This window comes from Cellulomonas sp. ATA003 (genome assembly GCF_031582905.1).
Taxonomy (GTDB): Bacteria; Actinomycetota; Actinomycetes; order Actinomycetales; family Cellulomonadaceae; genus Pengzhenrongella.
This window is the reverse complement of the sequence record NZ_CP133990.1, coordinates 2,220,803-2,247,555: the sequence shown is the minus strand read 5'-3', so window position 1 is coordinate 2,247,555 and position 26,753 is coordinate 2,220,803. Positions and strand designations below refer to the sequence as shown.

The window sequence follows — 26,753 nt, the reverse complement described above, 5'->3', positions numbered from 1 at the left end:
GCGCTCGGGGCCCGCAGGCCGTCCGCCGGACGCGGGTCAGGCGATGCGACCGGCGCGGATGACGATGGCGACGAGCTCGGCGCGGTCCCCGGTCCCCAGCTTGCGCGAGATGCGCGCGAGGTGGCTCTTGACCGTGAGCGCGGACAGGCCGAGCTCCTCGCCGATCATGCGGTTCGTCCGACCCGCCGCCACGAGCTCCAGCACTCCGAGCTCACGAGCGGTCAGGTCCGGCAGCTCGCGCACCGGCGCGGGGGCCGGCTCGGGCTGCGGCTGCGGGTCGTGCTGGGACGTCGTCGGGACGCCGGGCTCCGGCGAGCGCGCGGCGCGCTGCGCGAGCGCGGCCTGCAGTCGACGCGGGTCCGCGGTGACGCCCCCGCGCAGCCCGCCGGCCAGCAGCTGGACGAGGTCGCGGCGGGCCGCCTGCCGGGCGAGGAGGATGACCCGGGTCGACCCGCGGCGGCCGAGGTTCTCGACGAGCGTCGTCCCGCCGCCCTCGGGCAGCTCGTTGACCACGATGCACATCTGTGCGCCGGGCGTGGGTCGCCTCACGGGGCTGACCGGGGCCACCGCACGCTGGGCGTGGGGGGTGCTGCGCAGGGTCTCGATGGTCACGGCGGTCACTTTCGGCAGGGGCGGAACTCTCCCCCGTCATATCGGGTCCCCGGGGGCGTCCCTTGAGGGGTTCAGGGGCTTGGCGTGAACCGACGCGCACCTGGGACCCCGCTGTGACACGGCTGTGACACGGGGCGCCGCGGGGTGTCACACCGCGATGGTCGGGCGTCGGCGGGCGCCGAGCCGGTCGGCGCCGCACGGGCGACCGGGGTGACGGAGCCGCGTGCCGCGGCGTCAGTGCCGGCGGCTGAGGACGGTGACGCCGTCCGGCATCGGCGGCAGGCCCGCCGTCGTGCACAGCAGCGTGGCCCACGCGCTCAGGTGCGGGCCGAGGTCGCCGTCCGGCGGCGTCCACGACGCCCGGATCTCCACCTCGACCTCGTCGGGCCGGTCGGCGAGGGCGCCGAAGCTCTGCGACAGCACGCGCGTCACCGTCCCGCCGGCCGCGTGCGCGACGACGCCGGCACCGTCCAGCGCGTCCTCGAGCCAGGTCCAGGCCACCTCGGCGAGGAGCCCGTCCGCCGCGACCTCGGGCTCCAGGGTCCCGCGCACGAGCGTGACGACCCGGAACGTGCCGTCCCACGCCTCCTGGCCGGCGGGGTCGTGCAGCACCACGAAGCGGCCGGCGGCGAGCCCCTCGTCGTCACGCGGCAGCCGGACCTCGGCGGTGAGCGCGACCGAGTACGGTGCGATCCGGCCGGGGGCGGGCACCTCCTCCAGCTGGACCTCGGGCCGCAGGCGGGCCGCGCGCAGCGAGTGCAGGGCGCGCATGAACTCCGCCGGGGTGGCGCCGGGGCCGGTGGTCTTCACGCCGTCGAGCGTACGGGCGCCGGTCGGCGTCCCGAGGGATGGCGCGCCGGTCGCGGACGGGGCCTGCCCACTAGGGTGACGCGGGACAGATCCCCGTGGTGAAGGAGTACCGACCCATGTCCGCACGTGCACAGATCGGTGTGACGGGTCTGGCCGTCATGGGTCGGAATCTGGCTCGGAACTTCGCTCGGCACGGGTACACGGTGGCGGTGCACAACCGGTCGAACGCGAAGACGGCGTCCCTGGTCGCGGACCACGGGGACGAGGGTGCGTTCGTGGCGTCGGAGTCGATGGCGGACTTCGTGGCGTCGTTGGAGCGGCCGCGCAAGGTGGTGATCATGGTCAAGGCCGGCGCCCCGACGGACGCGGTGATCGCCGAGCTGATCCCGTTGCTGGAGGCCGGTGACATCGTCATCGACGCCGGTAACGCGCACTTCCCGGACACGATCCGCCGTGAGCACGAGCTCAAGGCCCATGGCCTGCACTTCGTCGGGTCCGGGGTGTCGGGGGTGAGGAGGGGGCGTTGAACGGGCCGTCGATCATGCCCGGTGGGTCGCGGGAGTCCTATGCGGTGCTGGGGCCGATCCTGGAGGACATCTCGGCGAAGGTCGACGGGATCCCGTGCTGCACCTACATCGGTCCCGATGGTGCGGGGCATTTCGTGAAGATGGTGCACAACGGCATCGAGTACGCCGACATGCAGCTGATCGCGGAGGCGTACGACCTGCTCAAGCAGGGCCTGGGGGCCAGCGCCAAGGAGATCGGGGAGATCTTCGCGGACTGGAACTCCGGGGACCTGGAGTCGTTCCTGATCGAGATCACGGCCACGGTGCTGGCGCACGTGGACGCCGAGACGGGTGCGGCGTTCGTGGACGTGGTGGCGGACCGGGCGGAGCAGAAGGGCACCGGGCGGTGGACGGTGCAGAACGCCCTGGACCTGGGGGTGCCGATCACCGGGATCGCGGAGGCGACGTTCGCCCGGGCGCTGTCGGGGTCGGCGCCGCAGCGGTCCGCCGCGGTGGGGGTGCTGCCGGCGCACACGAGTGAGTGGGTGGTCGGGGACCGGGAGGCGTTCATCGAGGACGTCCGGTTGGCGTTGTACGCCTCGAAGGTGGTCGCGTACTCCCAGGGGTTCGACCAGATCGCGGCGGCGTCGGCGGAGTTCGGGTGGGACATCGACCGGGGTGCGATGGCGCGGATCTGGCGGGGTGGGTGCATCATCCGGGCCCGGTTCCTCAACCGGATCACCGAGGCGTACGAGCGTCACCCCGACCTGCCGCTGCTGCTCGCGGATGAGTACTTCACCGGTGCGGTGGGCAACGGTGTCGCGGCGTGGCGGCGGATCGTGGCGTCGGCGGCGCAGAACGGGGTGCCGGTGCCGGCGTTCTCCTCCTCGTTGGCGTACTACGACGGGGTGCGTGCCGAGCGGCTCCCGGCCAACCTCATCCAGGCCCAGCGCGACTTCTTCGGCGCCCACACCTACGCCCGCACCGACCGCCCCGGCACCTTCCACACCGAGTGGACCGGCGACCGCACCGAGACCCGGCAGTGAGCGCGGCCCCCACCCCGGACGAGAGGCTCCAGCCGGTCATCCTGGGCGCCGACATCGGCGTCTACGCCCTCGCCCGCTCGTTCCACGAGGCCTACGGCGTCCGGTCGATCGTCGTCAGCGGTGCGGCGCTCGGCCCGATCGCGCGGTCCAGCATCATCGACAACGTGCTGCTCGGCCCGGGGGCCACGCCGCAGGACATGGTCGACCGGCTCGTGACGCTCGCGGGTGAGCACCCGGGCAAGCGGCTCATCCTGCTCGCCAACTCCGACTGGCTCGTCCGCGTCGTCGTCCAGCACCGGGCCAGGCTCGAGAAGCACTACGTCGTGCCGTTCCTCTCCGAGACCCTGCTGGACCGGATCTCCGACAAGGCGACGTTCGCCGAGATCTGCACCGGCCTGGGCATCGCGGTGCCCCGCACGATCGTGCAGGACTTCGCCGGGGCCGACGACCCCGCGTGGCGCCCCGCGCCGGTCGACATCACCTACCCGCTCATCGCGAAGGCCGCCAGCAGCGCGGACTACCAGGACGTGCACTTCGAGGGCAAGAAGAAGGTCTTCGAGATCTCGGGCCCGGCCGAGCTGGACGCGCTGTGGGTGTCCCTGCGTGGTGCAGGCTTCCGCGGGCGCTTCGTGGTCCAGGAGCTCATCCCGGGTGACGACACCCAGATGCGGTCCATCACCGCCTACGTCGACAACGGCGGCATGATCACGCTGCTGTGCTCGGCGCACGTGCTGCTCGAGGAGCACACGCCGTCCGGGCTGGGGAACCCGGCGGCGATGGTCACCGGACGCTGGGACGAGATGCTCGACCAGGCCCGTCGCTTCCTCGACGCGACCGGCTACGTCGGGTTCGCGAACTTCGACGTCAAGGTGGACCCGCGGGACGGCTCCTACCGCTTCTTCGAGGTGAACCCGCGCATCGGCCGCAACAACTACTACGTGACCGCGGCCGGTGCGAACCCCATGCGCTTCCTGGTCGACGACCGCATCCACGGCCGCACGGTCGAGCCGGTCGTGGTGGACCGCGAGGTCCTGTACTCGATCCTGCCGCACCGCCTGCTCCTGCGGTACGTGCGCGAGCCCGCGCTGCGTGCGCGCGTCCAGGGGCTCATCCGGGCGGGCGCCGTCGTGCACCCCCTGCGGTACGCGGCCGACGCGTCCGTGCGGCGCCGGGCGTACGTCGCCACCGCGATGCTCAACCAGGTGCGTAAGTTCCGCACCCACTACCCCAAGCCGACCGACACCGGGTTCTGAGCCAGGCCCGCCGGCCCGCGCGGCGGCGCGGGTCGGCGGGCGCCGGCGTCGGACCGCCCCGGCCGGGGTCAGCCGACCTCGCTCGTCCCGGCGTACAGGTGCAGCACGGGCACCTGGAGCTCGTCGCGGGCGCGTGACGCCCAGTCGCGGTGGAACGTGTCCTCGACCGCGTGCGGGTAGGTGACCACGACGATCTCGCGCACGCCGCCGCGGGCGACCGCGGCGGCCAGGGCGGGGACGGGGTCGTCGGCGACGACCTCACCGTCCGCGGTGGCGCCGGCGGCCGCGAGGGCCTGCAGGCTCCCGGCGAGCTGGTCGACCGCCTCGGCCTTCGCCTCGGCGGGCTCCGGCTCCCGGCCGAGGACGACGTCGAGCGCCTCGCGCAGCTCGCCGAGACCAAGGTGGTCGACCACGGACACGAGCAGGTTCCGCTCGGTGTCCGCGGGCACGAGCACGCGGTAGTCGACGTCGACCTCGCGGTGCAGGGCGGTGATGTGCTCGACGTCGGCGCTGGTCAGCGTGTCCTCGGTGAGGACGACGACGGTGCGGGCAGGGGCATCGGCGGGGCCCGGGACGGCCGGGCCGGACGTGGGTGCGGTCACCCGTCGACCCTAGTCGAGCGCCCCGGACCGCGGCCCGTCCAGCAGCCAGCGGCCGAGCAGCACGCCGTCGCCGTGCAGCAGGTGCGCGCACCGGGCGGCGGCGGGCGGTGCGAGCCACCCGCCGCGGTCGACCACGCGCCGGGCCGGCCCGCCGACGACGAGGGGCGCCGTCGTCAGGCACAGGTCGTCGACGAGGTCGGCCGCGAGCAGGTCGCCGAGCAGCCGCGGACCGCCCTCGGTCAGCACCCGCGGCAGACCGCGGGCCGCGAGCGCGGCCAGCGCGCCGCCGAGGTCGACGTCGCCCGTGCCCACCGCGACGACGCGGTCCGCACCGATGCGGCGCCGCAGCGCGGCGACGGCGTCGCCGTCCGCCGCGGTGACGACCAGCGGGGGGACCGCGGCGTCGAGCAGCTCGTCCGGCACCGAGCCGGAGCGCGTGACCACGGCGAGCTCGGGGTCGGCGTGCTGCCCGCGGGCCGCCCGCGCGGCACGCAGGTCGCGCCGGACCGACAGGTCGCCGTAGCCCTCGGCGCGCACCGTCCCGGCCCCGACCACGACGACGTCGGCGAGGGACCGCAGCACGTCGAACACGCGGTGGTCGGCAGGGCCGTTGATGGAGCCCGAGCGCCCGTCGGCACCGGTCCCGGCGCCGTCGAGCGTGGCGATCATGTTCGCCCGGACCCACGCGCCGCCGTCGTCCGGCGTCGGGTGGGCGTACAGGCGCGACAGCGTCGGCTCGCCGGCCTCGGGGTCGACCCGTCGGTGCGGGGGTCGGCGGGCAGCAGGACGTCGAGCGCCGGACCGGTGGGCTGAGCGGGGACCATGACGCGGCAGGCTAGCGGGGGACGCCGGGGGCGGTGCTGCCGGACGCCGGTGGCGGTGCTGCCGGACGGCGGAGGGTGACCCTGCGCACGGCGCGCTGCCCCGTGCGGCGCCGTCCGGACGGCCTGCCTAGGCTGGTCGATCGTGACCGCGACGACCGTGCCCCGCCTGACCGACCGCAGCCCGCGGGTGCCCACCGACCGGCTGCTCGGGGAGCTGGTCCCTCCGCGGCACTTCGCCGACGAGTCGTTCGACACCTACCGCCCGGACCCGGCGCACCCCAGCCAGGCGCGCGCCGTCGACCGGCTGCGCGCGGTCTCCGCCGAGGTGGCGCGAGCTGGGTCCGGTGGTGGGTGGTTCGGGCTGCGCCGGCGCGCCGAGCCGGCCGCCGTCTACCTCGACGGCGGCTTCGGCGTCGGCAAGACCCACCTGCTCACCTCGCTGGTGCACGCCGTCGGACCCGCCGACAGCGCGTACGGGACCTTCGTGGAGTACACGAACCTCGTCGGCGCGCTCGGGTTCGGTCCGACCGTCGAGGCGCTCGGCGCCAAGCGGCTCGTCGCGATCGACGAGTTCGAGCTCGACGACCCGGGCGACACCGTGCTCATGTCCCGTCTCCTGCGCGAGCTCGCCGACCGTGACGTGTCCCTCGCGGCGACGTCGAACACGCTGCCGGGCTCCCTCGGTGAGGGGCGCTTCGCGGCCGAGGACTTCCTGCGGGAGATCCAGGCGCTCGCCGACCGCTTCGAGGTGCTGCGGGTCGACGGCGAGGACTACCGCCACCGCGTGCCCGTCACCGACCTGGGGGGCCTGCCCGACGACGTCGTCCGCGGCGTCGTGGCCGGTCGCGACCGCGCCACCGTGGACGGCTTCGGCGAGCTGCTCGACCACCTGGCGCGCATCCACCCCAGCCGCTACGGCGCCCTCCTCGACGACGTCGAGGTCGTCGGCCTGACCGGGGTGCACCCCGTCGGGCACCAGAGCACGGCGCTGCGCCTCGTCGTGCTGGTCGACCGCCTCTACGACCGGGACGTCCCGGTGCTGCTCGGCGGCAGCGGGGTGCAGGGGCTGTTCCCGCCCGAGATGCTCGCCGGCGGGTACCGCAAGAAGTACTACCGCGCGCTGTCCCGGCTCGGGGCGCTCGCCGAGCAGGGCCGCGCCCTGGCGGCCTGACCCGCCGTCATCGAGCCGCCGCCCCGGGCGTCCCGTGGCCGGCGGTACGCACGAACTCACCCGGCGTCATGGCCGTGACCCGGGCGAAGTCCCGGTGGAAGTGCGGCTGGTCGGCGTACCCGAGCTCGGCGGCGACGTCGCCCAGCGACGCCGTGCCGGCGCGCAGGCGCTCGGCCGCCTCCTGGAGCCGGCGCCGCTGGATGAGCCACTTCGGGGTCAGGCCCAGGCGGCGGTGCACGAGCCGCTGCAGCGACCGCTCGGTGAGGTGGGTCGCGGCGCAGATCTGCCCGACCCGGGTGATGTCGTGCCGCGACTCCACGAGGTCCACGACGCGGTTGACGAGGTGGCCCTCGTCGTCCACCGGCCCGAGGCGGCGCAGGGTCGCCTCCAGCAGGCCGATCGCGCGGGCGTGCGCGGCCGGGTCCGCCGGATCGTCGCGCATCGAGGCGCGCACGCCGTCGACCAGCGGGGCGGCTCGTTCGGGCCCCAGGACGGCGCCCAGGTCCACGTGGGTGTCGGTGAACGCGGCCACCGGTCGGCGGGCCACGAGGTAGCCCGCGGCCGGCCGGAGCATGACCCCCACCGCCCAGCCGTCACCGGTCAGCACGGTCGTGGACACCCCGGACACCACGCCGTAGAACCGGGCGTACTCGCCGCTCACCACGAGCAGGCAGACCGGGTACTGGAGCACCCGCTGCGGCGCCGCCTGCCCCGGCGGCACCGACCAGACCGGCACCCAGTAGCGGCCGACGAGGTCGAGCAGGTCCGTCGAGGGGCCGTACCGGTGCATCGTGTGCGACGCGTCCTGAGGGTCCTTGAGGTGCGCACGGTCGACCGCGTCACGGGCGGACGGCGGTGCGGACGGCGGTGCGGACGACCGAGCGGACGGCCGTGCGGGAGCGGTCGCGGCCGGGCGCGTGCGCGGTCCGGCGACGGTGTCGGGTTTCATCAAGAGCCATCGTGGGGCACCGCCCTAGCGTCCGGGGCATGAACACGACCCTGGAGCAGTACCGGTCCGCCGCCCGTCCGCTGACCGCCGTCGTCGACGCCGTCCCCGCCGAGGCGTGGTCGCACCCGTCACCCTGCGAGGACTGGACGGCACGCGACGTCGTCGGGCACCTCGTGGCGACGCAGCGCTCGTTCCTCACCGAGCGCGGCGTCGCGCTCGGTGACGCACCGGACGCCACCACGGACCCCGCGGCGGCCTGGCGTGCGCACGTCGCGCAGGTCGAGGTCGCGCTGACCGACGACGCCGTGCCGGCCGTCGCCTTCGACGGCTTCTTCGGCCCCACGACGGTCGGCGACACCCTCGTGCGGTTCTACGTGTGGGACATGGTGGTGCACCGCTGGGACGTGGCGACGGCGGTCGGCGCGGGCACCGGGACGACGTTCACGGCCGACGAGCTGGACCGGGTCGAGGACGGCATCGCGGGGTTCGGGGACGCGCTGTACGTGGACGGCATCTGCCGCCCCGGCGTCGAGGCGCCCGCCGACGCCGACCGCGCCACCCGGCTGCTCGCCCGCCTCGGCCGGCGCACGGGCGCGCTCGCCTCCGACCGCGGCTGACCGCGGCCGACCGGCGGCTGACCGCTCCGCCTGTGCGAGCGGGCGGCGGGGATACGCTCGACCGTCGTGAAGCCGTTCCTCCTGCTGTCCACGCGCGCGGACCCGGCGGCCGCCGCGGGTGAGTACGAGGCGTTCCGTCGGTTCGGCGGGCTGACAACCGCCGAGCTGCACCAGGTGCACCTCGAGCGGGCGCCGATGCCCGCCCTGGACCTGGACGAGTGGTCGGGCATCGTCGTCGGGGAGCCCGTTCTGCACGAGCGACCCCGAGGACGAGAAGTCCGATGTGCAGCGGCGCGTCGAGCGCGAGCTGGCCGGCCTGCTCGACGACGTCGTCGCGCGGGACATGCCGTTCCTCGGTGCCTGCTACGGCGTCGGGACGCTCGGGGTGCACCGGGGCGGCGTCGTCGACCGGACGTACGGCGAGCCGGTCGGCGCCGTCCCGGTGACCGTGACCGATGCGGGGCGGGCCGACGCGGTCTTCGGCGCGGTGCCACCGGTGTTCGACGCGTTCGTCGGGCACAAGGAGGCACTGCGCGAGCCGCCGCCGGACGCCGTCGTCCTGGCGTCGTCGCCGGGGTGCCCGGTGCAGGCGTTCCGGGTGCAGGAGAACCTGTACGCGACGCAGTTCCACCCCGAGCTCGACGTGCCCGGGATCGTCGAGCGGGTGCGGATCTACTCCGGCGCGGGGTACTTCCCGGCCGGCGACCTCGACCGGGTGGTCGCGGCCCTCCGGACGTCCGACGTGGTCCACCCTCCGCTGCTGCTGCGGGCGTTCGTCCGCCGGTACGCGCGCTGACCGTCGGGCCGGACCGTCGGGCCGGCACGTCGCGCACCAGCGTCGCACCCCAGCGCCGCGCCGGACCCGGCTCAGGCCGGGTCGAGCCGCAGCATCCGGGTCCCGTGCGCGGGGACCGCCAGGCGCAGCCAGGCGCCGTCGGTCGCCACCACCTCGCCGGTCCACAGGTCGGTGACCCGGTCCCCGGGCGCGGCGCCCAGGTTGGCGAGCTGCACGTCGGACACCGTCGCCTCGTCCCCCAGGTGGAACACGGCGGCGTACCGGCTCGAGGTCGTGGTCGACCGCGCCACCCAGAGCACGAGGTCGCCCTCGCGCATCACCTCCCGGTTGCCCGTCGAGTGGGTGAGCACCTCGAGCACCGCGTCGTTCGTGAGCAGCGCGATCGTCCGGGGCGACGACGTCGGCAGGTCTCCGCCCATCATCAGCGGCGAGCGCGCCATGACCCACAGGGTCATCAGGGTGCGCTGCTCGTCGGGGGTGAGCCGGCTGTGCCGGTCCTCGCCCCGCTCGGCACGGATGCCGATGCGTCCCAGCGGCAGCATGTCCCCGTCGGGCCAGCTGCCCGGGGACGCGAACGGCGACCACCGGGCCAGTCGGGGAAGTTCGCCACGACGTCGTCCCACCGGTCCCACAGGTCGTCGCACACGCGCCACATCGTCGCGTGCGTGCTCAGGTGCGCCGCGTGCGTGGTCGCCACGTCGCGGCCGGGGGACAGGCTGAGCTCGATGGGCCGCCCCGAGCGCAGGATGGCGCGGCTGTAGGCCTCGATGTCGGCGGCCTGGTAGGGGAACAGCATGTCGTCGGCCTTGATGAAGTCGACGCCCCAGGAGGCCAGCTGGGCGACGGTCGAGTCGTAGTACGCCTGCGCGGCCGGGTGGGTGTGGTCCAGGCCGTCGTTGTCCGGGTTCCACGGGCAGCGGTTCGTCGGGTCGGCGACCTGCCGGGCGGTCGCGGACGTGCCCAGGATCGGCAGGTCGCGCGCGGTGGCCACCCGGGGGATGCCCCGCATCACGTGCACCCCGAAGCGCAGCCCGAGGGCGTGCACCCGGTCGGCGAGCGGGCCGAAGCCGGCGCCGCCCGCCGCGGACGGAAATCGGTTCGGCGCCGGCTGCAGCCGGCCGTGGTCGTCGACGACGAGCGGGGCGTCGGCGTTGTACCCGTGCGCGCGCGCCGTCGGGTCCGACCAGGCGATGTCGACGACGACGGTGTCCCACCCGTGCGGCAGCAGGTGCTCGGCCATGAACTCGGCGTTGGCCAGCACCTCCGCCTCGGTCACCGTCGTGCCGTAGCAGTCCCAGCTGTTCCACCCCATGGGTGGTGTCGCGCGCCGGGGCGGGGTGTGGCCGTGCGTGGCGGGCACCGGTCTCTCGTGCGTGGTCCGGTCGCCGTCGACCATCGGAGCCTCCTCGTGTCCGGCGGAAGGCTAGCGCCACCGGCGGCCACCTACGCTGTGCCGGTGACTCCCAGCGCGCGAGACGTCGACCCCCGCGACGGACGGCGACGTCCAGCTCCTGCGCGTCGCCCCTCCGCCCCGGCCGGGCGCTGATGGGCACCGTCACGGTCCCGCCGGCCGCGGTCCGGCTCCTGGCCGGCCCGTTCCGCGACGCCCAGGACGCCGACGTCCGCTACGTGCTCGCGCTCGACCCCGACCGGCTCCTCGCGCCCTACCTCGTCGAGGCGGGTCTCGTGCCGGACGCCCCCGGCTACGGCAACTGGGAGGGCGACGGGATGGGCGGCCACATCGGTGGCCACTACCTGTCGGCCTGCGCGCAGCTGTGGGCCGCCACCGGGGACGACCGCCTGCGCGACCGGCTCGAGCACGTCCTGGACGTGCTCGAGCGGTGCCAGGCGGCCCTGGGCACCGGGTATCTCGGCGGCGTGCCGGCGGGGGCCGCGCTCGGCGACGAGCTCGCGGCCGGGGTGGTCGACGCCGACACGTTCAGCCTCAACGGACGCTGGGTGCCGCTGTACAACCTGCACAAGACGCTCGCCGGCCTGCTGGACGCCGCCACGTACGCCGGCTCCGGGCGTGCGGTGAAGATGGCGATGGCGTGGGCGGACTGGTGGCTGTCGGTCACGCGGACTCTGAGCGACGAGGCGTTCGAGGACATGCTGCACACGGAGTTCGGCGGCATGGCCGACGCGTTCGCGACCCTCTCCGACCTCACCGGCCGCGCCGAGTACCTCGACGAGGCGCAGCGGTTCGCGCACCGGGCCCTGCTCGACCCGCTGGTCGCGGGCCGTGACGTCCTGGACGGCCTGCACGCGAACACCCAGATCGCCAAGGTCGTCGGCTACGCGCGCCTCGCGACCCTCACCGGGGACGACCGCTACCGCGCGGCGGCCGAGCACTTCTGGCAGACGGTCACCACGAGCCGGACGGTGGCCATCGGGGGCAACAGCGCCCGGGAGCACTTCCACCCGGTCGACGACTTCGCCACGGTGGTCGCCGAGCGTCAGGGCCCCGAGACCTGCAACACCTACAACATGCTCAAGCTGACGGCGCTGCTCTTCGAGGCGAGCGGTGACCCGTCGCTGCTCGACTTCTACGAGCGCGCGACCCTCAACCACGTGCTCTCCTCCCAGCACCCGGTCCGCGGCGGGTTCGTGTACTTCACGCCGCTGCGTCCGGCGCACTACCGCGTGTACTCCCAGCCCGAGACGTCGATGTGGTGCTGCGTGGGGTCAGGCATGGAGAACCACGCGCGGTACGGGCAGCTCGTCTTCTCCCGCCCGGACGGCGACCTCGCGGTCAACCTGTACCTCGCCGCCGCGCTGGACCCGGGCGAAGGGGGGCTGCGGGCCTGGCTCGAGGCGGACCTGCTGACGTCGGACACCGCGGTGCTGCGCCTGACGGTGGACGCCCCGACCGACCTCGCCGTGCGGCTGCGACGTCCGGGCTGGGCGCACGCCGTCGACGTCGAGGTCGACGGCGAGCCCGCCGAGACGGTGGAGGAGGGCGGGTACGTCGTCGTGCGCCGCACCTGGTCCGCGGACCACACCGTCACGGTTCGCCTCACCACCGGCCTCGCGGTCGACGCCGCGCCCGACGGGTCGGCCTGGGTCGCGCTGCGCTGGGGCCCGGTCGTGCTGGCCGCCCGCGACGGGGATGACCGGCTCGACGGGCTCCGCGCCGGGCCCGAGCGCATGGGGCACGTCGCCGCGGGGCCGACCCGTCCGCTCGCCGCCACGCCCGTCGTCGCCGCGTCCGACGCCCGGGACGCCGCCGTGCTGGTCACGCGGTCGCCGCTCGCGGTCGACCTCACCGTCCAGCCCGACGGCGGCGCCGGTCCCACCACGGTGCGCCTGGAGCCGTTCTCGCAGATCCACGACGAGCGGTACACGCTCTACTGGCCGATCGGCACGGACGTCGCCGCCCGGCGCGCCGAGCTCGCCGCCCTCGACCGTGCGGACGTCCCCGAGACCGTCGTCGTCGACGAGGTCGTCGCGGGCGAGCAGCAGCCCGAGTCCGACCACGCGTTCGCGGGCGAGCACACCCGGGCGGGCTCCGTCCACGGGGTCCACTCGCGCAGCGCGCTCGGCTGGTTCTCCTACACGCTGCGCGACCCGGCGGCGGCCGGGGTGGTGCTGCGGCTCACCTTCGCCGAGGCGGACCCGGGGGACCCGCGCGCGCACGAGGTGCGGGTCGACGGGACCGTGCTGGGTGCGCCCGTCGGCACCCGGGCGGTGGGCGGCGTCGTGCACACCGACCACACGCTGGACGCGGTGCCGCGAGCCGACGACCCGGAGGGACGCGTCGTGGTGTCGGTCCACGGCCGGGACGGGCTGCCGACCGGTGACCTGCTGCGGGTCCGGCTGCTGGGCGGCGCCCCGTGACGACGAGGTGCGCCCCGACGTCGGCGCCCCTCCCACGACGGGGTGCGACCCCGGTCGCGCGACGCCGGCGGAAGGACGGCTGATGGCGCTGGCCCCGTCCCCGCTGTTCCGCGACCCCGTCGAGGACGGCGCCGCCGACCCCACGCTGGTGTGGAACCCGCACGAGCGCGCGTGGTGGATGGTCTACACGAACCGGCGCACGACCGCCCCGTTCGAGGACGGGCTCGCGTGGCTGTTCGGCGGGAGCCTCGGCGTCGCCTCCTCGACCGACGGCGTGCGCTGGGACTACCGGGGCACGCTCACCGGTCTGGAGGTCGAGTGGGGGCTCAACACCTTCTGGGCGCCGGAGATCGTCGAGCACGCGGGCACCTTCCACATGTTCGTCAGCTACATCCGTGGCATCCCGGCGCGCGGGTCGGCCCCCGCCATGGTGATGCGGCACTACACGAGCCCCGACCTCGTGCACTGGACGCACGTGGCGGTCGTGCCGCTGGGCGCGGACCGGGTCATCGACGCGTGCGTGCACCGGCTGCCCGACGGCGGCTGGCGGATGTGGTTCAAGGGCGAGGACGGCGGTGGCCGCACGTTCGCCGCGGACAGCCCCGACCTGACGTCGTGGACGGTCCGCGGGCACGTGCTCGACACCCCGGGGGTCACGAGGGCCCCAACGTCTTCCGGCTCGGCGGGTGGTACTGGCTCGTCGTCGACACGTGGCACGGTCAGTCCGCGTACCGCTCGCACGACCTGGACGTCTGGGAACCGGCGGGGCAGGTGCTCGCGGGCGAGATCGGGCAGCGCTTCGCCCGCACCGACGACGTCGGCCCCGGGCTGCACGGCGACGTGGTCAGCGACGGGGAACGGGCGTGGATCTTCTACTTCACGCACCCGGACCGGACCGAGCAGACGCACCCCACCGCCGTCAGCCGGCGGTCGTCGGTCCTCGTCGCCGAGCTGACCGTCGTCGACGGCCGGCTGCACTGCGACCGCGACGCGGACGTGGACGTCGACCTGCCGGTCCCGGGGGTCTGAGCGGGCGGCTGTGGCGGTGCGCGTGGTCCCGCGGGGTCAGCCGGGCGTCAGCCGGGGAGCAGCCGGACCTCGCCCGCCGGCAGCGCGCGCCACCAGTGGTCGTGGCGGCGGTACACCTGCGGGTCGCGGTCCGCGAGGAACGCGACGAGGTCGCCCGCCTCGGCCGCGAGTCCCGCCCAGGCGTCGTCGGGCAGGGGGTGGAGGGCGGTCGCCTCGATCGCGCCGGGGACCGCCCGCCACACACCGGCGACGTGGCCGTCGACCAGGAGCGTGGGCAGCACGTCCCCGTTCTGCCGGATGACGGCCCGGCGCAGGTCCGCCGGGATGATGCGGCTGCGGTCGGCGTAGGCGAGGAGCGCGCTGTCCCACATCGCCATGAGGCGTGGGGGGCCGGGGTGTCCGCGTCGGGCAGCGGGCCGTCCGGGACGTCCCACAGCTCCGAGCCGTCCGCCGCGGCCAGCGTGCGCACGTCACCGGCGAGCCCGACGAGCGCCGTGCGCACCCGGGACCGGGGCAGACGGGTGAACTGCGCGACGTCCGCGACCGTCGCCGGGCCGAAGCCCTCGAGGTAGCGCCGGACGAGCGTGCGCAGCCCCTCGTCCGGGGTCGGCGGGTGGTCCGGTCCGTGGCCGGGTGGCTCCGTCGGCGCAGGCGTCGACGCCGCGACGTAGGACGGCCGGGGCCCGAACGACCACGGGCCGCCCGTCGGCGCGTGCTGCAGCGGCGTGATGATGCGCAGCGCCCGCCACACCGCCTCGACCTCCTTCTCACCGGGCGCGTCGGCCGTGGCGTAGGTGCCGGGGCGGTCACGGAGGCGCTCGGTGACCCAGGACTGCAGCTGCGCGGCGGTCCGCGGACGGTCCGCGAACCGCAGCAGCTCCGGCAGGAGCGCGAGGATCTCGTCCGCACCGAGCCCGCCCGCCGCGGTCCGCCCGCCCGCGATCGCCGCCGTCAGCATCGGCCGCATGGCGCTGTGGAAGACGGCGTGGTCCTCGGCCGCCACGGCGTGGAGGGTGACCCGCAGGAGCGTCCCCTTGACCAGCGACCCGCGGGTGAAGGCCGCGTCGACGGCGGACGGCTCGAGGTCGCGCACCCGGTTCCACAGCGCGAGGTACGGCGACGCCGGGTGCTGCGCCTGCAGGGCGACCACGCGCCGGACGCCGTCGACCACGCCGAGGGGCTCGCGGTGCAGGAGGACCTGCCGGGCGAGCGTCGCCCGGTTCAGCTGCTGCGGAGTGAGGGCCATGGCTCAGTGTGGCGCCGACGGTGCTGCGGGCCGGCGCGCCAGGGCGGCGGGTCGCCGGTTCACCCGACGGCTGCCGGGTGACGCGGCCCGTGACCGCTACCGGCGCCGGACCACCGACCGATAGGGGAGCGACGTCGGGCCGACCGCCCGTCCGGGCGCTGCGACGCCGTCCGACCACAGCGAGGAGTGCACGCGTGCCTGTCCCCACCCCCACGACGTCCGCGCGGTCCGGTTCGCCACGACCAGGCTCCGCGAGGGGTACGACCCGACCGAGGTCGACGGCCTGCTCGACCGCGTCGCGGTGACCCTCGACGCCCTGGCCGCCGGACGCGAGGACCCCGGGGGCTGACCGCCGACGACGTCCTGGGCGCGACGTTCAGCGCGACCCGGTTCCGTGACGGGTACGACCAGGACCAGGTCGACGACTTCCTCGACACGGTGGTCGTGGCCCTGCGGGCGCACCCCGCCGGTGCACCGCCCGAGGCGCCGGCCACCCGACCGGTCACCACCGGCGCGCTGGCGGCCGCGGCGGTGGCCGGGAGCGGTGCGTGGGTCCGCGATGCGCGGGCAGAGCTGGTCCCGGTGCGGCTCAGGGCGGGGTACGTGCGTCGCGAGGTCGACCCGGTGCTCGACCGGGCGGCGCGTGAGCTCGACGCCCGCGGACGGGGTGACGCACGGCGCATGACGGCGCGCGACGTGCGCGACGCGCGCTTCACCGTGACCCGGTGGCGCACGGGCTACCCGCAGGCCGACGTCGACGCCCTCCTGGCCCGGGTCGCCCTGGCGCTCGGCGACTGACCCGCGCCGCTGCGAGCGGGCGCGGTCGGAGCGCGCTCGTGTGCGGTGGGCCGGCCCGGATGGCAGCGTGGCCACCGGACGAGGTGGTCGAGGACGGGCGGTGGGGTCGTGCGCAGTGCCGGACGGGTGCACGTCGCGGTGGTCGGCGGGGGGATCCTCGGGGTGTCGACGGCGGCGAACCTCGCCCGTCGCGGGGCGCACGTCACCCTGGTGACCGACGGACCGCTCGCCGGCGGCGCGTCGGGGCGCTCGCTGTCGTGGCTGAACTCCTTCGGGCGTCGGTCCGACGCCTACCACCGCCTGCGGAGGGCCGGGCTCGCGCGCTACCGGGACCTGACGCGGACCACCGACTGCGCCGGGTGGCTGCGGTTCGACGGTGGCCTGGCGTGGGCGGCGCCCGACGACGCCGCCGAGCAGCGGGACGTCGTCGACCACCTGCGTCGCATCGGGTACGCGGTCGAGCGGCTCACGCCTGACGAGGTCCGCGAGCGGGTCCCCGGCGTGGACGCCCGCGCCGTGCCCGACGACGGCGCGGTGCTCGCCCCCGACGAGGGGTGGGTGGACCTGCCGTCGCTCGTGGAGCACCTCGTGACCCAGCTGGTCGCCGACGGCGGCACCGTCGTGACCGACGCGAGGCCGTGCCGGCCCTTGCTCGACGGCGACCGGGTGTCGGGCGTCCGGACGGCGGCGGGGAGACGATCGGCGGGGACGCCGTCGTGCTCGCGACGGGCGCCGCCGTGCCGGGCGCCGTCGAGCCGCTCGGGCTGCGGATGCCGGACGCGACGTCCTCGGCCCTGCTCGTCCGGGCCGCGCCGGTGGCGACGGGGCTGCGGGCTGTCCTCAACACCCCGCGGGTCGCGGTCCGGCCGGCACCCGGCGGTGGTCTCGTGGTCGACGCCGGCTGGGCGGAGCGCGAGGTCGAGCGGCGGCCGGACGGGACGTACCGGGTCGGGGCGTCGACGGTGGACGGGCTGCTCCGCGAGGCGTCCGCCGTGCTCGCCGGCAACCCCGCCCTGCGGTCCGTCGGCCACGGCGCCGGGGCCAAGCCCATCCCCGGTGACGGCGAGCCCGTCGTCGGAGCGGTGCCCGGCGTGCGGGGTCTGCACATCGCGTTCACCCACAGCGGTGCGACCCTCGGGCTCGTCGCGGGCGACCTGCTGGCGCAGGAGGTGCTCACCGGCCGGCGGGACCCGCTGCTGGCCGGGTTCGGTCCGGAGCGCTTCGCCTGACCGCACCACGGCCGCCGCGGCGCCCGTGCGGCGCCCACCGTGGGTGCGGCGCCCGTGACGGTCACAACGCGTCGTCGAGCCGCCGGTGCATGACGTGCAGCCCCACGAGCCCGTGCTCGGGGTGGTCGAACGCCTCCGGGACCGTCGCCAGGATCGTGAAGCCGAGGCTCTGCCACAGGTGCACGGCGGCCCGGTTGGTCTCGACGACGGCGTTGAACTGCATGCTCCGGTACCCCGCGGACCGTGCCCACGCCAGGGCGTCGGTGCCGAGACGGCGCCCGACGCCCCGGCCGTGGTGGTCCGGGTGCACCATGAACGACGCGGTGGCCACGTGGGACCCCCGGCCGGGCCGGTTCGGGCCCATCCGGGCGGTCCCCAGGAGCGTGCCGCCGTCCACCGCGACCACCGTGCGCCCCGGCGGCTCGGCCGTCCACACCGCACGCGACTCGTCGGACGACATCCCGTCGGGGTACGTGTAGGACTCCCCGGCCGCCACGACGGCGCGGATGATGCCGACGACGCCCGGCCAGTCGGGCTCGGCGATCTCGCGGACGATCACCCGGCTCAGCCCGCGGACGCCGCCCCGTCGGGGCCGAGCACGACCGCGCAGTGCCCGGGCACCTCGACCCGGTCACCCTGCACGGTCGCCGGCTCCCACGCGGCCAGGACCGTGAGCCCCTCGCCCCCGGGACCGGCACGGTGACCGGCTCGGCGCCGAGGTTGAGCACGACGCGGACCGCGCCGCGGGAGACGACGAACCACGACGCGAAGCCGCCGTCGGGCTCGGCGTCGGCGGCGCGGTCCCACTCGACCGACGTCGCCGCGAGGTCCCCGGAGTGCAGGTCCGGGACGGCGGCGCGCAGCGCGATGAGGTCGCGGTACCAGGCGAGCAGGCGCGCGTGCCGCTCCGCGTGCGGCTCGTCCCACGCGAGCCGGCTGGCCTCGACCGTCGCCGGGTCCTGCGGGTCCGGCACCTCCAGCTCGCCGTCGACGGCCTGGTCGGGGTACATCTCGGCCCAGCCGTGCCCGGAGAACTCGCGGCGGCGACCGTTGCGCACGGCCTCGGCGAGCTCGGGGTCCTGGTGGTCGGTGAAGTACAGGAACGGCGTGCGCGCGCCCCACTCCTCGCCCATGAACAGCATCGGCGTGAACGGTGACGTGAGCAGCAGCGCGGCGGAGACCGCGAGCATCCCGTCGTCCAGGCGAGCCGACGGGCGGTCGCCCAGCGCGCGGTTGCCGACCTGGTCGTGGTCCTGGTCGAAGGTCACGAACCGGCGGGCGTCGGTGCCGGCAGGCACGGGCGCGCCCCACACCTCGCCGCGGAACGCGGAGTACCCGCCGTCGTGCAGGAAGACCCGGGTGAGGGTCTTGGCGAGCACCTCGGGGGAGCCGAAGTCGGCGTAGTAGCCCTGCCGCTCCCCGGTGAGGAACGTGTGGATGGCGTGGTGGACGTCGTCCGCCCACTGCGCGGTCATCCCCAGGCCGCCGTCGGCGGTCGGGGTGACCATCGCGGCGTCGTTGAGGTCGGACTCGGCGATGAGGGACAGCGGCCGCCCGACCTCCTCGGCGAGCGCGGCGACCTCGTCGGCGAGCTGGGCGAGCAGGTGCGGCGTCGAGTCGTCGACCAGCGCGTGCACCGCGTCCAGGCGCAGCGCGTCGAGGTGGAAGTCCCGCAGCCACCGCAGCGCGTTGTCGCAGACCCACCGGCGGACCTCGTGGGCGCCGGGGCCGTCGAGGTTGACCGCCCGGCCCCACGGCGTCTCGTGCGCCTCGGTGAAGTACGGCCCGAAGGTGTCGAGGTAGTTCCCGGCCGGGCCGAGGTGGTTGTAGACGACGTCCAGGCACACGGCCAGGCCGCGGGCGTGCGCCGCGTCGACGAACCGCTGCAGCGCGGCGGGCCCGCCGTACGCCTCGTGGACCGCGTACAGGTCGACGCCGTCGTAGCCCCAGCCGTGCTGCCCGTCGAAGGCGGCGACCGGCATGAGCTCGACCATGCCGATGCCGAGGTCGACGAGGTGGTCCAGGCGCTCGATCGCCGCGTCGAGCGTGCCCTGGGCGGTGAACGTGCCGATGTGCAGCTCGTAGACGACGCTCTCCCGCACGTCGCGTCCGGCCCACCCGGCGTCCGACCAGGCGTGCGCGCCGGTGTCGAAGACGCGGCTCGGCCCGTGGACGCCGGCCGGCTGCCAGGCGCTGCGCGGGTCGGGGCGCGGGTCGGAGCCGTCGACGGCGAAGGCGTAGTCCTCGCCGTGGGCGAGCTCCGCCTCACCGGCCGGCGGCGCCCACCAGCCGTCGTCGCCGCGCTCGAGCGGCACGGACCGCCCCGCGGTCGGCAGGACGAGGTCCACGGCCCCGGCGTCGGGGGCCCACACGGTCGGTCTCATCAGGCTTCCTTTTCACGGACGAAGAGGGCGACCGGCAGCTTGTCGAGCAGCGGGGCGATGGGCTGCACGCCGCCGTCCACGGCCCGGTCGCAGAACACGTCACGCCAGCGCCCCTCGGGCAGCGCCACGGTGTGACCCGCCCAGCCGCCGAGGCGGTCCAGGCGGATGGCCAGGCGCGTGGCCAGTGTGAGCACCTCGGGCGTGCCGCCGTCGGTGCGAGCGAAGGCGAAGAGGTGCGCGGTGGACGCGGCCAGCGGGGTGTACCCCGCACCGGCCTCGACGAACGCGCCCGGGAGGTCGCGCCGGACCCGCAGCGCGCGGGACGTGACCAGCAGCTTCTCGTCGGCCAGGTCGTGCGGGTTGGCTCCCGCGTCGAGCCGCTCGAGGCGCTCGACGAGGGCGCCGTGGTCCACGGGCCGCCGGTTGTCCGGGTCGACCAGGCTGAGCGACGGCACCTCGGTGCCCTGGTAGACGTCCGCGACACCGGGCAGCGTGAGCTGCACGAGCTTGGTGCCGAGGGTCGCGGCGCGCACGCCCGACGACGCCCGGGACACCCAGTCCTCGAACAGCGCGGCGACCTTGGGGTCGGCGACCGCCCGGGTGGCCAGGTCGACCACCGCCGACTCGTACGCCTCGTCGGGGGCCGTCCAGCGGGTGTGGCTCTTCGCCTCCCGCATCGCCTTGAGCAGGTACTGCTCGAGGCGCTCGGCCGAGAGGGGCCGTCCTCGGACCACGTGCCCGCGAGGGTCTGCCACACGATGTTCTCCGTGCGGCCGTCCACGAGGGTGGTGCGGTACGGGGCGGTGACCGCCCGCAGCGCGTCCACGAGGCGCGACCAGTCCGTAGGGAGCTCGGACAGCACCCCGAGGCGGGAGCGGGTGTCCTCGCCGCGCTTCGTGTCGTGGGTGCTGAGGGTCGTCATGCCGACCGGCGTCTGCCACTGCGCGCGGGCCGCCCAGTGGTGGAACTCGTCGGGGCTCACGGCGAACTTGGCCGGCTCGCCGCCGACCTCGCACAGACCGATGTCGTGGGTCCAGCGGTAGAACGCGGTGTCCTCGACGCCCTTGGCCATGACGGCGCCGCAGGTCTGCTGGAAGCGGACCACGAGCTCGTCCCGGCGGCGGCCGCGGGTCAGGCCGGCGCTGCCGGCCTCGCGGCCCAGGAGCAGGTCGACCAGCACGTCGAGGGTCTCGGCGCGGTCCGGGCTGAGCCGGCGGCGGGCGATCTCGGCGGCTGCGTGCATCGCCTCGAGGCTGTCGCGGTGGACCTCCTCACCGGGCACCACGTAGGCGCGGTAGCGGTCGAACGCGACCAGCAGCTCGATGAGGCACTCCTCGAGCGCCCGCCAGGTGTGGTCGCGCAGCCGCAGGTCGTCGCGGCAGATGCTCGCCGCGAGCTCGGTGAGCCGGTGCACCTCGGCGTACAGCGCGCCGTCGACGATCTCCCGCTTGGCGCCGTCGATCAGCGCGGGCAGCTCGTCCGGGCTGTCGCCCGCGATGCGGTGCATGACGGCGCCCATCCCCGCGGACCCGCCCGGGTCGACGAATGTCGACTGCAGGCGCCACAGCGCCTCGTAGCCCGTCGTGCCCACGGTGTCCCAGTCGGCCGGCAGCTCCTCCTCGCCGGCGAGGATCTTCTCGACGGCGACCCACGCGCCCCCGACTTCTCGTGGAGCCGGGCCAGGTAGCCGGTCGGGTCGGCGAGACCGTCCGGGTGGTCGATCCGCAGACCGTCGAACGTGCCGTCCTCGACGAGCTCGAGGATCAGCTCGTGGCTCGCGTCGAAGACCTCCGGGTCCTCGACCCGGATCGCCGCGAGCGTGCCGACGTCGAAGAACCGCCGGTAGTTGAGCTCCTCGTCGGCGACCCGCCAGAACGCGAGGCGGTAGTGCTGACGGTTGACCAGCTCGGCGAGCGGGAGCGCCGCCGTGCCGGCCCGGACCGGGAAGACGTGGTCGTAGTAGCGCAGCACGTCGACCTCGCCGTCGCCGGAGTGCCCGGGGACGACCATGCGGTCCAGCGTGAGCTCGCCGTTGCCGAGCACCGCGCCGATCCGGTCCCCGAGCACCGGCATGAGCAGCGCGCCGTCCCCGGCGGACCAGTCGACGTCGAACCACGCCGCGTACGGCGAGTCGGGGCCCTCGGCGAGCACGGACCACAGCTCGCGGTTGTGCCAGGCCGGGGTCGGGACGGCCATGTGGTTCGGGACGATGTCGACGATCATCCCGAGCCCGCGCGCGTCGGCGGCCTCCCGCAGCCGGGTCAGGGCCTCGCGGCCGCCCAGCACGGGGGAGATCTCGTGGTGGTCGACGACGTCGTACCCGTGCGTGGAGCCCGGTGCGGCGGTGAGGATCGGGGACAGGTAGAGGTGCGTGACCCCGAGGTCGGCGTAGTACCCGACCCGCTCCGCGACGTCGTCGAGGGTGAGGTCGGCACCGAGCTGCAGGCGGTACGTGGACACCGGGACGGGGCGCCCCGGAGCGGGCCGGCGGCGGGAGGACCCCATGTGGCCGGCGTCGGTGGGGACACTCATCGGGTGTGGGTCTCTCCGGTCTTGGTGCGGCCACGGGTCTGCGCGGCAGCCTCGTGCGCAGCGGCGGGGGTCGCGGGCTCGGTGACGGCGGGACGGTCGACGCCGCCCGCGGGGCGCGTGAGGACGACGGTGCTCCGGCCGGTGACCGCGATGGTCTCCCCGGCCTTGACCTCCTGCACGGGGTCGAGGTTGTGGTCGGTGTCCAGCACGCACGTCCACGTCGTGCCGAACTCGGCCTCCGGCATCGTGAAGTCGAGGTCCTCGTGGTGGGCGTTGAACAGGATGAGGAAGCTGTCGTCGACGACCGGCTCACCGCGGGCGCCGGGCTCGCCGATCGCCTCCCCGTTGAGGAACACCATGACGGCGCGGGCGTAGTCCTGGTGCCAGGCCTCGGCCGCCATGTGCTCGCCGGACGGGTCGAACCAGGCGATGTCGTGCAGGTCGGACTCGCCGCCGTGGTCCGCCGCGCCGGCGAAGAAGCGGCGACGGCGCAGCACGGGGTGGTCGCGGCGCAGGTGGATCACGCGCCGGGTGAACTCGAGCAGCTCCGAGCGCCGGGCGTCCAGGTCCCAGTCGACCCAGGAGATCTCGTCGTCCTGGCAGTAGACGTTGTTGTTGCCGCTCTGCGTGCGGGCGATCTCGTCGCCGTGCAGCAGCATCGGCACGCCCTGGGAGAGCAGCAGCGTGACGAGGAAGTTGCGGTGCTGGCGGGCCCGCAGCTCGAGGATCTCGGGGTCGTCCGTGGGGCCTTCGGCCCCACAGTTCCAGGACCGGTTGTGGCTCTCCCCGTCCATGTTGTCCTCGCCGTTGGCCTCGTTGTGCTTCTCGTTGTACGAGACGAGGTCGTGCAGCGTGAAGCCGTCGTGGGCGGTGACGAAGTTGATCGACGCGATCGGCTTGCGGCCGGTGTGCTCGTACAGGTCGGAGGAGCCGGCGACGCGGCTCGCGAACTCCGCCAGGGTGGACGGCTCGCCACGCCAGAAGTCGCGCACGGTGTCGCGGTACTTGCCGTTCCACTCGCTCCACAGGGGCGGGAACCCGCCGACCTGGTAGCCCCCTCACCGATGTCCCACGGCTCGGCGATGAGCTTGACCTGGGAGATGACCGGGTCCTGCTGGACGATGTCGAAGAACGCCGAGAGGCGGTCGACCTCGTGGAACTGGCGGGCGAGGGTCGCGGCGAGGTCGAAGCGGAACCCGTCGACGTGCATCTCGGTGACCCAGTACCGCAGCGAGTCCATGATGAGCTGCAGCACGTGCGGGTGTCGCATGAGCAGCGAGTTCCCGGTGCCGGTGGTGTCGAAGTAGTGCGCCTGGTCGTCGTCGACGAGCCGGTAGTACGCGGCGTTGTCGATCCCGCGGAAGGACAGCGTCGGGCCCATGTGGTTGCCCTCGGCGGTGTGGTTGTAGACCACGTCGAGGATGACCTCGATGTTCGCCTCGTGCAGGGCCTTGACCATCGACTTGAACTCCTGCACCTGCTGCCCCGGGCCGCTGTAGGCGGCGAAGGCGTTGTGCGGGGCGAAGAAGCCGATGGTGTTGTAGCCCCAGTAGTTCGACAGCCCCTTCTCGACCAGGTGCGGGTCGTTGACGAACTGGTGCACCGGCATGAGCTCGATTGCGGTGACCCCGAGCGAGGACAGGTGCTCGATGATCGCCGGGTGCGCCATGCCCGAGTAGGTGCCGCGCAGCTCCTCCGGCACGTCCGGGTGCTGCATGGTCAGGCCCTTGACGTGGGCCTCGTAGATGACGCTCTGGTGGTACTCGTGCTGCGGCGGGCGGTCGTGGCCCCAGTCGAAGTAGGGGTTGACGACGACGGACGTCATCGTGTGCGGGGCGGAGTCGTCGTCGTTGCGCGTCCCGGGGCTGCCGAACTCGTAGGAGAACAGCGACTGGTGGCCGTCGATCTGGCCGTCGATGGCCTTGGCGTACGGGTCGAGCAGGAGCTTGTTGGGGTTGCACCGGTGCCCGTTCGCGGGGTCGTACGGGCCGTGCACGCGGTAGCCGTAGCGCTGACCGGGCTGGGCGGCGGGCAGGTACCCGTGCCAGACGAACGCGTCGACCTCGGGGAGGTCGATGCGGGTCTCCATGCCCAGCTCGTCGATCAGGCACAACTCGATGCGCTCGGCCACCTCCGAGAAGATCGCGAAGTTGGTCCCCGTTCCGTCATACGTCGCGCCGAGGGGGTAGGGACGTCCAGGCCAGATCTGCATGTGCACAGGGTGCCAGGCACCCCCACTCCGCGCGCGGCGAACCGGGGGAACGGGACGCACGGCACAGTGCGGGCGGTCGCCGAGGCGTGGGACGCGTCGTCTCGCGCCGTGGTCGCCTCAGCGCGGTGGGAGCCGGTGCCGGACGACGTCGGCCAGTGCGCCGTCGTGCACCGTGGCGGTCGCGTAGGTGCAGGCGGGCTGGCGGCGACGGTCGGTGGGGGAGCCGGGGTTGAGCAGGCGCATCCCGGCGGGCGTGACCGAGTCCCACGGGATGTGGCTGTGGCCGAACACCAGCACGTCGATCCCGGGGTGCGCGGCGTCGCACCGCGCCTCGCGGCCGGCGGCCTGCCCGGTCTCGTGCACGACGCCCAGCCGCAGCCCGCCGACGTCGGCGTGCGCGACCAGCGGCAGCCGCTCGCGCAGCGCCGGGCCGTCGTTGTTGCCGTAGCACGCCACCAGCCGCCGCGACCGGGCCTCCAGCGCGTCGAGCAGCGCGACGTCGACCCAGTCCCCGGCGTGCACGACGACGTCGGCGCGCTCCACCTCGTCCCACACGGCGGCGGGGAGGTCGCGCGCCCGCCGCGGCACGTGCGTGTCGGCGAGGAGGAGCAGCGTGGTGGGCGTGGGCGTTGTCGGTTCGCCAGGGTGCCCTCCTCGCTGCGCTCGGAGCGCCTCCCCGGCCCTGTGCCTGTGGTTCGCCGGGGTGCCCTCCTCGCTGCGCTCGGAGCGCCTCCCCGGCTCACGTAGCGAGCCGTTCCACGATCGTCCCGAACAGCGCCGGCACCCGCGTGGCGAGCGGGACGATCCCGCGCCGGGCGGGCGACGTCGCGGCGGTCACCAGCCCGCTGGTCAGGTAGCGGTAGTCACGGGTCGACGCGGACCACGCCCGCTCGTAGCGGTCGGGGTCGTCGCGCAGCGTGGCGACGGCGGCCGCGGCCTGGGCGAAGCCGACCCGCAGGCCCTCGCCGGTGAGGGCGTCGACGTAGCCGGAGGCGTCACCGACCAGCCGGACGCGGCCGCGGGTGCGCCGGGAGGTGCGCTGCAGCAGCGGCCCGGCGCCCCGCACCGGCCCGTCGGGCTCGGCGCCGGCGAGGCGCGCCGCGAGCGCGGGGAAGGCGGCGAGCGTGCTGGTGAAGTCGGTCCGGGGCGGGCCGAGCAGTGCGACGCCGACCAGGTGGGCGGCGACCGGAGTCACGTACGCCTCGGCACGGTCGCCCCAGTGCACCTCCACGACGTCGGCCCACGGCTCGACGCGGAAGTGCCGGCGGGTGCCGTACCGGCGCGGCCCGCGGGCCGGTGCCTCGAGCCGCGCGAGCCGGCGCACCGTGGAGTGCAGGCCGTCGCACCCGAGCAGCCACCGGGCCCGGACGCCGGCCGCGGTCACCGCGTCGGCGTCCTGCTCGAGGGTCGTCACCCGGGCGTCGCGGCGCTCGATCCCGAGGTCGCCGGCGCGCTCCGCGAGCGCGGCGTGCAGGGTGGTCCGCCGCACCCCGAGCCCCGCGCGCCCGCGGAACACGTGGGTCACGCGCCGGGTCGGGTCGAGGTAGCGGATGCCCGCCAGCGGGTGCCCGTCCGGGCGCACCCCGAGGCGCTCGAGCGCGCGGACGGCGCCCGGCATGAGGCCCTCGCCGCACGCCTTGTCGACCGGGACCTGCCGGGGCTCCACCACGACGACGTCGTACCCGGCCAGTCGCGCCTCGATCGCGGCGGCGAGACCCACCGGCCCGCCGCCGACGACGAGCACGTCCGTGTCGTACGCCGCCGTGGTCACGGCCGGGGCCGCCGGCCAGCGTCTCGAGCGCCCGCACCTCGGTGGGGATGCGGAAGCCGAACAGGAGCACGGCGTTGAGCACGGTGAACACCAGGGCGGTCACCCACGAGGTGTGGATGAGCGGCAGGGCGAAGCCCTCGACGACGACCGCGACGTAGTTGGGGTGGCTCAGCCACCGGTACGGGCCGCGGGACACCAGCGGCGCGCCCGGCACGACGATGACCCGGGTGTTCCACTGCGGCCCGAGGGTCGTGATGCACCACCACCGCAGCGCCTGGCTGCCCACCGCGAGCGCGAGCGCCGTCCACCCCAGCCACGGGATGAAGGGGCGGTCGGCCGCGTGCGCCTCGACCACGCACGCGACCAGCAGCGCGGTGTGCAGCAGGACCATCGGCGGGTAGTGGCGTCGGCCGAGCTCGACCCCGCCCCGGTCGAACGCCCACCGGGCGTTGCGGGTGGCGACCACGAGCTCGGCGAGGCGCTCGAGCGCGACGAGCGCGATGACGATGTCGAAGAGCAGCAGCACGGG

General features: G+C 74.9%; 19 protein-coding genes and 9 pseudogenes. 11 read left to right on the top strand and 17 right to left on the bottom strand.

The genetic code is table 11. The features are described 5' to 3' along the window. Window positions 1-36: 36 nt before the first annotated feature. Window positions 37-612: a LuxR C-terminal-related transcriptional regulator gene (locus tag REH70_RS11145; RefSeq protein WP_310747250.1), complete on the bottom strand. Its 576-nt coding sequence runs from the start codon at window positions 610-612 to the stop codon at window positions 37-39. Window positions 613-846: 234 nt separating this feature from the next. After that, window positions 847-1,422 carry a DUF3000 domain-containing protein gene (locus tag REH70_RS11140; protein ID WP_310747248.1) on the bottom strand — a complete coding sequence of 192 codons (576 nt, stop codon included), beginning with the start codon at window positions 1,420-1,422 and terminating at the stop codon, window positions 847-849. 116 nt (window positions 1,423-1,538) lie between these two features. Between REH70_RS11140 and gndA the strand changes: the two are divergent. Further along, window positions 1,539-2,974: pseudogene (gndA, locus tag REH70_RS11135) on the top strand (NADP-dependent phosphogluconate dehydrogenase). After that, window positions 2,971-4,227, top strand: coding sequence for a hypothetical protein (locus tag REH70_RS11130; RefSeq protein ID WP_310747246.1), 1,257 nt, complete (start codon window positions 2,971-2,973; stop codon window positions 4,225-4,227). Before gndA ends, REH70_RS11130 begins: the two are co-directional and overlap by 4 nt. A 68-nt stretch (window positions 4,228-4,295) precedes the next feature. Here the strand turns inward: REH70_RS11130 and REH70_RS11125 are convergent, their stop codons facing one another. Beyond that, the gene (locus REH70_RS11125) at window positions 4,296-4,829 is read right to left on the bottom strand and encodes a hypothetical protein (protein ID WP_310747244.1); all 534 of its coding nucleotides are present in this window, start codon (window positions 4,827-4,829) and stop codon (window positions 4,296-4,298) included. 9 nt (window positions 4,830-4,838) lie between these two features. Further along, window positions 4,839-5,498 (bottom strand): dihydrofolate reductase family protein, encoded by a 660-nt coding sequence (locus tag REH70_RS11120; RefSeq protein WP_310747242.1) that lies wholly within the window; start codon window positions 5,496-5,498, stop codon window positions 4,839-4,841. A 297-nt stretch (window positions 5,499-5,795) separates the two neighbouring features. On the opposite strand from REH70_RS11120, the gene zapE reads away from it, so the two are divergent. Beyond that, window positions 5,796-6,824: a cell division protein ZapE gene (gene zapE, locus REH70_RS11115; protein ID WP_310747240.1), complete on the top strand. Its 1,029-nt coding sequence runs from the start codon at window positions 5,796-5,798 to the stop codon at window positions 6,822-6,824. Between the two features lie 7 nt (window positions 6,825-6,831). Here the strand turns inward: zapE and REH70_RS11110 are convergent, their stop codons facing one another. Next, window positions 6,832-7,614 carry a helix-turn-helix domain-containing protein gene (locus tag REH70_RS11110; RefSeq protein WP_310747238.1) on the bottom strand — a complete coding sequence of 261 codons (783 nt, stop codon included), beginning with the start codon at window positions 7,612-7,614 and terminating at the stop codon, window positions 6,832-6,834. Between the two features lie 197 nt (window positions 7,615-7,811). Between REH70_RS11110 and REH70_RS11105 the strand changes: the two genes are divergently transcribed. Next, a complete protein-coding gene (locus REH70_RS11105) occupies window positions 7,812-8,390 on the top strand; it encodes a TIGR03086 family metal-binding protein (RefSeq protein WP_310747236.1) in 579 nt (192 codons plus the stop codon). A gap of 66 nt (window positions 8,391-8,456) precedes the next feature. Next, window positions 8,457-9,186 (top strand): annotated as a pseudogene (locus REH70_RS11100) (glutamine amidotransferase). Window positions 9,187-9,257: 71 nt separating this feature from the next. Here REH70_RS11100 and REH70_RS11095 read toward each other — a convergent pair. Together REH70_RS11095 and REH70_RS11090 are read right to left on the bottom strand one after the other, a co-directional pair. Continuing rightward, on the bottom strand, window positions 9,258-9,503 hold the full coding sequence (locus tag REH70_RS11095) for a hypothetical protein (protein ID WP_310754241.1): 246 nt from the start codon (window positions 9,501-9,503) through the stop codon (window positions 9,258-9,260). 93 nt (window positions 9,504-9,596) lie between these two features. After that, window positions 9,597-10,195, bottom strand: a pseudogene (locus REH70_RS11090) (alpha-galactosidase); the annotation flags it as partial. Between the two features lie 536 nt (window positions 10,196-10,731). On the opposite strand from REH70_RS11090, the gene REH70_RS11085 reads away from it, so the two are divergent. Next, complete coding sequence (locus REH70_RS11085; protein ID WP_310747234.1) at window positions 10,732-13,023, top strand: beta-L-arabinofuranosidase domain-containing protein; 2,292 nt, start codon at window positions 10,732-10,734, stop codon at window positions 13,021-13,023. Between the two features lie 82 nt (window positions 13,024-13,105). After that, complete coding sequence (locus REH70_RS11080; RefSeq protein ID WP_310747232.1) at window positions 13,106-13,978, top strand: hypothetical protein; 873 nt, start codon at window positions 13,106-13,108, stop codon at window positions 13,976-13,978. 121 nt (window positions 13,979-14,099) lie between these two features. On the opposite strand, the gene REH70_RS20690 is transcribed toward REH70_RS11080, so the two are convergent. Together REH70_RS20690 and REH70_RS20685 are read right to left on the bottom strand one after the other, a co-directional pair. After that, the gene (locus tag REH70_RS20690) at window positions 14,100-14,423 is read right to left on the bottom strand and encodes a DNA glycosylase AlkZ-like family protein (RefSeq protein ID WP_396134745.1); all 324 of its coding nucleotides are present in this window, start codon (window positions 14,421-14,423) and stop codon (window positions 14,100-14,102) included. Between the two features lie 119 nt (window positions 14,424-14,542). Then, window positions 14,543-15,298, bottom strand: a pseudogene (locus REH70_RS20685) (DNA glycosylase AlkZ-like family protein); the annotation flags it as partial. Between the two features lie 220 nt (window positions 15,299-15,518). Here REH70_RS20685 and REH70_RS20680 point away from each other — a divergent pair. The 4 genes and pseudogenes from REH70_RS20680 to REH70_RS20670 all read left to right on the top strand — a co-directional run. Next, window positions 15,519-15,647, top strand: a pseudogene (locus REH70_RS20680) (DivIVA domain-containing protein); the annotation flags it as partial. After that, window positions 15,644-15,736, top strand: a pseudogene (locus REH70_RS11070) (DivIVA domain-containing protein); the annotation flags it as partial. The pseudogenes REH70_RS20680 and REH70_RS11070, both read left to right, overlap by 4 nt. Next, the gene (locus tag REH70_RS20675; protein ID WP_396134744.1) at window positions 15,737-16,096 is read left to right on the top strand and encodes a DivIVA domain-containing protein; all 360 of its coding nucleotides are present in this window, start codon (window positions 15,737-15,739) and stop codon (window positions 16,094-16,096) included. A gap of 45 nt (window positions 16,097-16,141) precedes the next feature. Next, window positions 16,142-17,383 (top strand): FAD-dependent oxidoreductase, encoded by a 1,242-nt coding sequence (locus tag REH70_RS20670; RefSeq protein ID WP_396134513.1) that lies wholly within the window; start codon window positions 16,142-16,144, stop codon window positions 17,381-17,383. A gap of 3 nt (window positions 17,384-17,386) precedes the next feature. Here REH70_RS20670 and REH70_RS11050 read toward each other — a convergent pair whose 3' ends face one another. From REH70_RS11050 to REH70_RS11015, 8 genes and pseudogenes are all read right to left on the bottom strand, one after another. Then, window positions 17,387-17,785, bottom strand: coding sequence for a GNAT family N-acetyltransferase (locus REH70_RS11050; RefSeq protein ID WP_310754237.1), 399 nt, complete (start codon window positions 17,783-17,785; stop codon window positions 17,387-17,389). A 265-nt stretch (window positions 17,786-18,050) separates the two neighbouring features. Further along, a pseudogene (treZ, locus tag REH70_RS11045) lies at window positions 18,051-19,709 on the bottom strand (malto-oligosyltrehalose trehalohydrolase); the annotation flags it as partial. Beyond that, window positions 19,709-20,443, bottom strand: a complete 735-nt coding sequence (locus tag REH70_RS11040) for a hypothetical protein (protein WP_310747227.1) — start codon at window positions 20,441-20,443, stop codon at window positions 19,709-19,711. The gene REH70_RS11040 and the pseudogene treZ, both read right to left, overlap by 1 nt. 727 nt (window positions 20,444-21,170) lie before the next feature. Beyond that, window positions 21,171-22,241 carry an alpha-amylase family glycosyl hydrolase gene (locus REH70_RS11035; protein ID WP_310747225.1) on the bottom strand — a complete coding sequence of 357 codons (1,071 nt, stop codon included), beginning with the start codon at window positions 22,239-22,241 and terminating at the stop codon, window positions 21,171-21,173. Continuing rightward, window positions 22,238-24,453: pseudogene (glgX, locus tag REH70_RS11030) on the bottom strand (glycogen debranching protein GlgX). The gene REH70_RS11035 and the pseudogene glgX overlap by 4 nt, the downstream one beginning before the upstream one ends. A gap of 117 nt (window positions 24,454-24,570) precedes the next feature. Beyond that, on the bottom strand, window positions 24,571-25,065 hold the full coding sequence (locus REH70_RS11025; protein ID WP_310754236.1) for a metallophosphoesterase: 495 nt from the start codon (window positions 25,063-25,065) through the stop codon (window positions 24,571-24,573). 127 nt (window positions 25,066-25,192) lie between these two features. Continuing rightward, the gene (locus REH70_RS11020) at window positions 25,193-26,224 is read right to left on the bottom strand and encodes an FAD-dependent monooxygenase (protein ID WP_310747224.1); all 1,032 of its coding nucleotides are present in this window, start codon (window positions 26,222-26,224) and stop codon (window positions 25,193-25,195) included. A gap of 16 nt (window positions 26,225-26,240) precedes the next feature. Continuing rightward, a pseudogene (locus tag REH70_RS11015) lies at window positions 26,241-26,747 on the bottom strand (isoprenylcysteine carboxyl methyltransferase family protein); the annotation flags it as partial. Window positions 26,748-26,753 lie beyond the last annotated feature (6 nt).

What these genes read in the sequence shown, in the direction of transcription:
- REH70_RS11120 (WP_310747242.1), bottom strand. Translation starts at nt 5,498, where the DNA reads ATGATCGCCACGCTCGACGGCGCCGGGACCGGTGCCGACGGGCGCTCG.
- REH70_RS11110 (WP_310747238.1), bottom strand. Translation starts at nt 7,614, where the DNA reads ATGCACCGGTACGGCCCCTCGACGGACCTGCTCGACCTCGTCGGCCGC.
- REH70_RS11105 (WP_310747236.1), top strand. Translation starts at nt 7,812, where the DNA reads ATGAACACGACCCTGGAGCAGTACCGGTCCGCCGCCCGTCCGCTGACC.
- REH70_RS11095 (WP_310754241.1), bottom strand. Translation starts at nt 9,503, where the DNA reads ATGCGCGAGGGCGACCTCGTGCTCTGGGTGGCGCGGTCGACCACGACC.
- REH70_RS11085 (WP_310747234.1), top strand. Translation starts at nt 10,732, where the DNA reads ATGGGCACCGTCACGGTCCCGCCGGCCGCGGTCCGGCTCCTGGCCGGC.
- REH70_RS11080 (WP_310747232.1), top strand. Translation starts at nt 13,106, where the DNA reads ATGGCGCTGGCCCCGTCCCCGCTGTTCCGCGACCCCGTCGAGGACGGC.
- REH70_RS20690 (WP_396134745.1), bottom strand. Translation starts at nt 14,423, where the DNA reads ATGTGGGACAGCGCGCTCCTCGCCTACGCCGACCGCAGCCGCATCATC.
- REH70_RS11050 (WP_310754237.1), bottom strand. Translation starts at nt 17,785, where the DNA reads ATGTCGTCCGACGAGTCGCGTGCGGTGTGGACGGCCGAGCCGCCGGGG.
- REH70_RS11035 (WP_310747225.1), bottom strand. Translation starts at nt 22,241, where the DNA reads ATGAGTGTCCCCACCGACGCCGGCCACATGGGGTCCTCCCGCCGCCGG.